Consider the following 7,396-nt stretch of genomic DNA (forward strand, 5'->3'; position numbering starts at 1 on the left):
ACAGAGTGTACAGGGCCGGGCGGCGCATCACGGGGGCCGCCGCCTTCATCGCCGGCTTCTCCGGTGTGACGCCTGTCTGTTCGGTGTGCTGGTGTCGCAACTCCACCAGCAGCAACGCAATATCGACCTTCACGGGGCAGACGTCGAAGCAGGCCCCGCAGAGGCTGGAGGTGTACGGCAGGGAACTGTTCGGGTCGTCCTTCGCCGCGCGTGCATTCCGGCCAGTTGCGGAGTGAGGACGGCCGCCGATGGGTCCGGGGTAGGTCGATCCGTAGGCGTGGCCGCCGGTCCGCTCGTACACCGGGCAGACGTTGAGGCAGGCGGAGCAGCGGATGCAGTTGAGGGCCGCGCGTCCGACGGCGGCGGCGAGGGCGGCGGTGCGGCCGCTGTCGAGGAGGACCAGGTGGAAGTCGCGCGGACCGTCGCCGGGCGTCACTCCGGTCCACAGCGAGGTATAGAGGTTTCTATGGTCGGACCATAGAAAGCGCAGGTCACTCGCAGGGGCCGTTGACACAGGCCGTTGAGTGGAACGTCCTGGGTGGAACGTCCGCGCCACGCGTCGTGCGGCACGACACGCCCGGCGTCGCGTGCCGTGCGGGGCCCGCTCGGGCGCCTATGGCGCGATGGGGCCTTCCACCAGCGTGCCGTGCAGCCCCTGGATATGCCGTTCCACCAGGTCCGCGGCTTCTGCGCCCCGCCCTTCCCGTACCAGCGCGAGGAGGGCCCCGTGCTCGGCGTTGAGGGCGCGAGCGGTGGCCGGCCAGTCCTCGGCGGCTTCCAGGGCGCGCAGTATCAGCGGACGCACCGACTCCCGTACGGCGGAGGTGAGCGTCGACGTCAGGGCGTTTCCGGAGCTGCGGGCGATGAGCACGTGGAAGCGGGTGTCCAGATCATTGAACCCGCTCACCGCGATGCCCGGCTCCGCCATTGCCGCCACCAACTCCTCCGCCTCGTCGAGGTCCTCGGGCGGTGCGTGGCAGGCGGCTGCCTCGAAGCTGGACCGCTCCAGGACCACCCGGGCCTCCAGAACGTCCTGGAGGCTGTAGCTGCCGAGGGCGAAGTGAAGACGGAGCAGCCGGCCCAGGGCGTCGTCCGGGTTGCGCACGATGCGGGCCCCGGCGTCGGGTCCCCGGCCGGGCTGGGCCACCAGGACACCGATGGTCTCCAGCACCCTCAGCGCCTCGCGCAGGGCGGAGCGGCTGACGCCGAGCACCGGGGCCAGTTCCCGTTCGGGCGGCAGCCGGTCGCCGGCGCGGAGCTCTCCGGCGAAGACCCGTTCCTCGATGCTGTGGAGCACGAGCTCATGGGTGCGGGACTGCCGCACGGGCTGCCATTCGACGGGCATCCGTCACTCCCTGCCTCGGCCGGATCCGGATATGCAGCCTATGTCAGACCGAGCGTGGGGTCGGACCTCAGAGTGGCGGCCGGATTTCGGAGCATGTGGTCCGACCTCATGGACATCGCTCCTAGCTCCAGAAGCTCCGGCCTGCGCGGCCGCCTGGAGCTCTCTCGCTACGCGATCCACGCAGGGCCGATCGAACCCTGAGCGCGTGCGGGCAGTTCATGTGATTCTCACCCGGTCCGCATAGGGTGCCCCCGTGACCCAGATGACCCCGCCCGGCTGGCATCCAGACCCCGGGCACTCAGGCAATGGCCCCGCTCAGGAACGCTGGTGGGACGGAGCGCGGTGGACCGGCCATGTCCGCGCGTCGCCCGGCGCGGCGCGGCGTCGCGGGCTCCGTGTCGGCGTCGGTGTGACCGTGGGCGCGGTGGTGCTCGCCGCCATCGGGGGCGGCGTGTACCTGCTGGGCGAGGACGGCGGCCGACCGGACACGGCGGCCTCCTCCCCGTCCGCCGTCCCTGATCTGCCGGGCGCACCGGACGGCGGCGAGAAGGACGGTGAGAAGGGCGACGAGGGCAACGGTGGTGAGAACGGCGACGGTCAGGGGCCCGGTGAGCAGCTCCCGCCGACCGAACCGGGCTTCGCCACGGACCTGGCCGCAGGGATCAGCCTCCCCGTGCCCAAGGGATGGAAGGGAAAATCCGGGGCGGTCGGCGCCGGACTGACGACGGGTGAGCACGCGTGCCCCGGCGACACCGCCGAGACCTGCGTGCGCGGTGGAGTGTTCTCCGCCCCGGCGGCAGCGGTGAAACTCACCGCGGGGACGCCCGAGGAGGCGGCCAAGAAGGACATCACCCTCAACGCCCAGGAGTCCTACGGCGGTAAGAGCTACGGGAAGATTTCCTCGCACGAGGAGCTGAAGTCCGAGGCCGTCACGGTGGCGGGCGGCAAGGGCTACGTCGTGCGCTGGAAGGTGGTGACGGAGAAGGGCGACGACGGCTACGTGGAATCGCTGGTGTTCCCCTCCCCCGTCTCCAAGGACATGCTCGTCGTGGTCCGGTCCGGGTTCGACATCAACGAGGCCGCGCCGAAGCTGTCCGTCCTGGACGAGATCACCCGCGGGATCAAGGCCGCGTCCGGTGCCGGAGGAGGCACCGGCGGAGCCGTCTGAACGGCCCGCCCGTCGTGTGCGTTTCCGGCGGGGGCCCGGATCGGAGACGGTCCGGGCCAGGAAGACCGGGTCGCCCTCGGCCGTGACGGACACGTCGTACCAGCGCCTTCCCGCCCTCAGGTCCATGGTGCGCGAGACGGTGGCGCCGGGCCGAACGGTGACCGACTGCTCCGCTCCCCCGTAGACGTCGGCGTTGGAGAGAGTGAGGCGGACCTCGGTGTCACCGGGGTTGGTGAGGGTCAGGTCGAGGTTGCCGCTCCCGTCGTTGTGGCGGGCGGTGACCTCGGGACCGACCGTGGAACCCGGGCTCCTGAACGTACGGAGGAAGCCGTTGGGGCCATGGACCGTGAGGTCGTGGGCCCCGCCGGAGTAGGCGGAGTTCCAGGCGTCCGACACCGTCCTGCCGGCCTCGGCGGTGTACGTCCACGGGGCGTCGGTCCGGTTCCCGGAGGTGACGTAGAACTGCGCGCCGACCGCCGTTCCCGGGCTGAAGGTGAGCGCGATCTTCCCGGTGCCCGCGTCGACGGCGCCGTCGACGTACGGGGCGTACGGGAGCGGCCGGGCGGGTCGGCTGCCCGGCTCCTGCTTCGGCAGGGACCCGACGGCGGGCGGGGTGGGACGGTAGTCGGGGTGACGTTCGCGGTCCGGGGGCTCGTAGGCGGACGTGTCCGGCAGGTCGCCGGGGGCGGGCACGGTGCGGGCGAAGTCGAAGGCGGAGGTCAGATCACCGCAGACGGCACGCCGCCACGGTGAGATGTTCGGCTCGCGCACGCCGAAACGCCGCTCCATGAACCGCAGCACCGAGGTGTGGTCGAAGGTCTCGGAGCAGACGTAGCCGCCGGTGCTCCAGGGTGAGACGACCAGCATCGGGACGCGCGGTCCGAGCCCGTAGACACCGGGGCCGTACGAGGTGCCGCCCGCGTACACCTCGGTGGAGGTGTCGGCCGTGGACAGGCCCTGGTTCGCGGAGGTCGGCGGGTACGGCGGCACGACGTGGTCGAAGAAGCCGTCGTTCTCGTCATAGGTGATGAACAGGGCGGTCCGGCTCCACACCCCGGGGTCGGACGTCAGCGCGTCCAGGAGCCGCGCGATGTACCAGGCACCGTAGTTCGAGGGGAAGTTGGAGTGCTCGGTGAAGGCTTCCGGGGCGGCGACCCAGGAGATCTGCGGCAGTGTTCCGGCGCGGACGTCGGCGGCGATGCCGTCGAAGTAGCCGTCGCCGCCGGCCACGTTCGTACCGGTGCGCGCCTTGTCGTACAACGGGTTTCCGGGCTGGGCGTTGCGGTACGCGTCGAAGTAGAGCAGCGAGTTGTCGCCGTAGTTGCCCCGGTAGGCGTCGTCGATCCAGCCCCAGCCGCCGGGGCCGTCCAGGCCGTCGCCGATGTCCTGGTAGATCTTCCAGGAGACCCCGGCCTCCTCCAGACGTTCGGGGTACGTCGTCCAGCCGTAGCCGCGCTCCTCGTTGCCGAGAACGGGCCCGCCGCCGGTGCCGTCGTTTCCGGTGTGCCCCGACCAAAGGTAGTAGCGGTTGGGGTCGGTGGCCCCGATGAACGAGCAGTGGTAGGCGTCGCACACGGTGAACCGGTCGGCGAGCGCGTAGTGGAAGGGAATGTCGTCCCGGGTCAGATGGGCCATCGTCGTCGGCGTCTTGGCGGGGATCCAGCGGTCGTACCGCCCGTCGTTGTACGCCTGGTGACCGCCTGCCCAGTCGTGGTTGAGGCCCTGGAGGAACTGCATCCCCAAGTCGTCGGCGGTCGGGTGGAACGGCAGGGTCTCCTTGCCCGTCGCATCGGCCTGATGCCAGACGGGCTTCCCGCTCGGCAGCGTCACGGGCCGCGGGTCCCCGAACCCCCGCACGCCGTTCAACGCCCCGAAGTAGTGGTCGAAGGAACGGTTCTCCTGCATCAGGACGACGATGTGCTCGACATCCTGGAGTGTCCCGGAAGCCCGGTGGGCGGGGATCGCGGCGGCGCGGTCGATGCTGCCCGACAGAGCGGCGAACCCCGCCGTCGCACCGGCTATCCGGAAGAAGCGGCGCCGATTCATATCAGCCATGAGTGAGGGGCCTCTTGGAGTGTGGGGAACAGAAGCGAACAGGATGTTCCAAGAGAACCGAACAGAACGGAAGAGGCCGTGACGGATCGGTTAACGCCGACCGTACGCCCGGCGCGCGCCGGGCCCACCGCGTGGATGCCCACTGAGCTTCACGGCCGTCCGGGCGGCGGAGGGAGCGTGGTGGCGGCTCCTTCTCCGTCTCACCTCTGCGGGGTGGTGGTGGCGAGGAGTTCCCTCAGGAGTTCCACGAGGAGCCCGGGGTGCCCGACGAACGGGGAGTGGCCCGTCGGCCACTCACGTGTCTCGGTGCAGCGCGAGGCCATCTTCCGTTGCAGAGCAGGATCGAGGACCCGGTCCTGGCCGCAGACGACATAGGTGGAGGGCGTGTCCTTCCAGCTGTGATGCGTCGGAACTCCTCGGGCACAGCCCCGGGCTTGCGGACGGAGCAGGCCGACCGCCCAGTCGACGAGGGGTTCGGAGCAGCCGTGGTAGAGGGCCTCGGCGGCCAGGTCGGGACGCAGACTGGTCGATCCGTCGGGCTCGGGGTTGATCGCCTCCTGGAGTCGCGGCGACGCCCCGCTCAGAGTGGCAGCGCTTTCGCCGGTGTCCGGTACGAAGGCCGTCAGATAGACCAGATGTCCTGCTCCGCGCACTCCGGTGATCACCGACCCGCCGTAGGAGTGGCCGAGCACGAGAGGAGGTTCCGCCAGCGAGTCGACAGCGGCTTGGACCGCTGCGGTGTCGGCGGACAGCGAGCCTCGGTGGAGCTCGGGAGCGACGACCTCGATTCCCTCGGTCCGCAAGCGTTCCGCCACCTTGCCGAAGTGCTCGGGACGGTGGTACAGGCCATGAACGAGCACTACGGCAGACAGCGCGCCCGCCTCCTCACGTAGGTCTGGTTGCTGGGAATGTACAACGATAGCGAGTGCCGAAATGAAGAGTCCGGCGATTCTGTCGAGAGATGAGTGGTTGGCGGCCCGAAAGGAACTGCCGGCGCGGGACAAGCAGTTCGCGGCACCTTCCCCTACCTGGACCTGACTCCCATCGGGCGCCAGGGGAGCCAGGAGGAGGCCGGGATCATGGACCGGGTCCGCCACCACGACGACTACGACTACGACTACGACGGCTAGGCGCCCTAGGAGAGGCCGTCGAGCGGCCGGAGGAAGCGGCGTTCGTACCGCTTGATGCAGCGGGTGTCACGGGCCAGTTGAAACGCTTCCTGGCACTCCGGGTCGGACACGCTGTCCGTGCGGTACTGCTCGTACGCGGCCAGGCCGGGAAAGGAGAAGAGGGCGTAGGCGATGTCGCTGTCGCCCTCACTCGGCAGGAAGTAGCCGTGGTGCGTTCCGCCGAAGCGGTTGACGAGCCGGACCCAGCGGCGGCCGTACTCCTCGAAATCCGCGAGCTTGTCCGCGTCGATCTCGTACTTCAGGTGAATGGTGATCATTCCTGCATGATGCCGTGTGCCGGATGGTGCCGTGAGCCGGTTCGGACTTCGTGAGCAGGCCGGTCGGAACGAGCAACGCCTATCGAACGCCCTCCTGAGTCGGTTCCCAAGCTGCCCAGCACAGGGATTCGGCCACGGCGGCCGTGTAGCGGGCGGCGGCCAGCCAGTGGGTGGCGAAGCCGTCGGTGTCGACAGGGAGCAGGCGGCCGAAAAGATCGCGATCGCGCTGGGCCGCAGAGGCACACAGGGCGGTGAGGAGTCCGGCGGCCGTGGGGAGACCGGCGCGGCGGATCCGCCGGGTCTCGGCGGTGACGTCGCCGAGCATGCCGAGGGCGGCGCGGCCCGCCGGGACCGTCTGTTCGACCCGGCGCTCCAGGAGGTACAGGGGCGAGTGCGCGCCGGACCCGCCGGGCTGGGGCGGGGCGGGGTGCACGGGGGCGGTCGGGTCCGGGAGGTCGGCGCGGCGCAGGCGGTCGAAGCCGAGGTCGATCGTGCCCTCGCCGGAGGGGTGCGAGCAGGCGAGGAGGGTGAGCCGGGGTTGGGGGGCGGGCACCAGGCGGCCGATGATCCTCAGCCGTGTCCCCGGCGCCGCGGCCAACAGCATCATGTTGTCGCGGTGGGCCAGCGCGGGGTCGTCGTCGGCCACGGTGAGCCGGACGGGAACGCCTCCCTCGCACCGCGCGAGCAGGCAGGAGCCGCCCGACTCCCGGACCGCGCCGAGGAGTTCGACGTCCAGGAAGAGCAGGTCGCTGCCGCCGCCGCCCTCCGGATCCGCGTAGCGGGAGGCCGACCGCAGGGCGCGGGCGGCCTGTTCGGAGGGCGGTGTCTCCCACAGGGCGGCGAGCGGCGGCTCCGTCCACGCAGCGCCCCGGGCGGTAACGGCCTTGACGCCCTTCCCGGCGCCCAGTCGGCCGTCCGGCGAGACCGTCGCCCCGGAGACCGCCAGGCCGGCCCGGCCCAGCTCCCGGTGGGTGAGCGCGCTGTCCCCCAGGCGCACGGCCCGGTCGGCCACGCCCAGGGCGCGCCCGACGCCGCCGGGCGCCACATCACCGACCGTGAAGAGACGGCCGTCGGATCCGGCGACCCAGGTGCGGACCCCGCCATGGCCCGAGTCGGTGACGACGGGCTCGGTGAACAGGCCGTACAGGCGCAGCGAGCCGTCCGGGCTGTACGGGCGGCGCGCGCGGCCCGTGACCGCGGCCAGCTCCGCCCCGGACGCCGTCCCCACCCGGTGTGCGGTGCCCAGGAGTTCGGCCAGGGCCGTGACGAGGTCGGCGGTGCGGTAGGACGGATCGCCGGCGCGGGCCGCGCGCAGCAGCGTGACGACGGACAGCGCGGCGCCCGCGCTGTCTCTTATACACATCTCTGAGCGGGCTGGCAA

At 71.0% G+C, this 7,396-nt stretch carries 7 protein-coding genes and 1 pseudogene; 2 read left to right on the forward strand and 6 right to left on the reverse strand.

Annotated elements, in window-relative coordinates:
* Positions 1 to 436, reverse strand: a 436-nt coding sequence (locus CR470_RS39185; protein WP_179892465.1) for a 4Fe-4S dicluster domain-containing protein, incomplete at its 3' end; no start/stop codon positions are given.
* Between the two features lie 177 nt (positions 437 to 613).
* Entirely contained in the window at positions 614 to 1,345 is a 732-nt protein-coding gene (locus CR470_RS34135; protein ID WP_097871313.1) for a FadR/GntR family transcriptional regulator, read from the reverse strand.
* A 262-nt stretch (positions 1,346 to 1,607) separates the two neighbouring features.
* On the opposite strand from CR470_RS34135, the gene CR470_RS34140 reads away from it, so the two are divergent.
* The gene (locus tag CR470_RS34140; protein WP_097871316.1) at positions 1,608 to 2,513 is read left to right on the forward strand and encodes a DUF2510 domain-containing protein; all 906 of its coding nucleotides are present in this window, start codon (positions 1,608 to 1,610) and stop codon (positions 2,511 to 2,513) included.
* A 51-nt stretch (positions 2,514 to 2,564) separates the two neighbouring features.
* Here the strand turns inward: CR470_RS34140 and CR470_RS34145 are convergent.
* A pseudogene (locus CR470_RS34145) lies at positions 2,565 to 4,568 on the reverse strand (phosphocholine-specific phospholipase C); the annotation flags it as partial.
* A 200-nt stretch (positions 4,569 to 4,768) separates the two neighbouring features.
* On the reverse strand, positions 4,769 to 5,440 hold the full coding sequence (locus tag CR470_RS34150) for an alpha/beta hydrolase (protein WP_097871317.1): 672 nt from the start codon (positions 5,438 to 5,440) through the stop codon (positions 4,769 to 4,771).
* Positions 5,441 to 5,533: 93 nt separating this feature from the next.
* Between CR470_RS34150 and CR470_RS38920 the strand changes: the two genes are divergently transcribed.
* The gene (locus tag CR470_RS38920) at positions 5,534 to 5,698 is read left to right on the forward strand and encodes a hypothetical protein (RefSeq protein ID WP_218923798.1); all 165 of its coding nucleotides are present in this window, start codon (positions 5,534 to 5,536) and stop codon (positions 5,696 to 5,698) included.
* A gap of 5 nt (positions 5,699 to 5,703) precedes the next feature.
* Here CR470_RS38920 and CR470_RS34155 read toward each other — a convergent pair whose 3' ends face one another.
* Both CR470_RS34155 and CR470_RS34160 read right to left on the reverse strand, forming a co-directional pair.
* A complete protein-coding gene (locus CR470_RS34155; RefSeq protein ID WP_097871314.1) occupies positions 5,704 to 6,015 on the reverse strand; it encodes an NIPSNAP family protein in 312 nt (103 codons plus the stop codon).
* A gap of 79 nt (positions 6,016 to 6,094) precedes the next feature.
* The coding region (locus CR470_RS34160; RefSeq protein ID WP_097871315.1) for a hypothetical protein at positions 6,095 to 7,396 on the reverse strand (1,302 nt) is incomplete at its 5' end.

It is taken from the genome of Streptomyces sp. rh34 (genome assembly GCF_002551245.1).
In the GTDB taxonomy this organism is placed as follows: domain Bacteria; phylum Actinomycetota; class Actinomycetes; order Streptomycetales; family Streptomycetaceae; genus Streptomyces.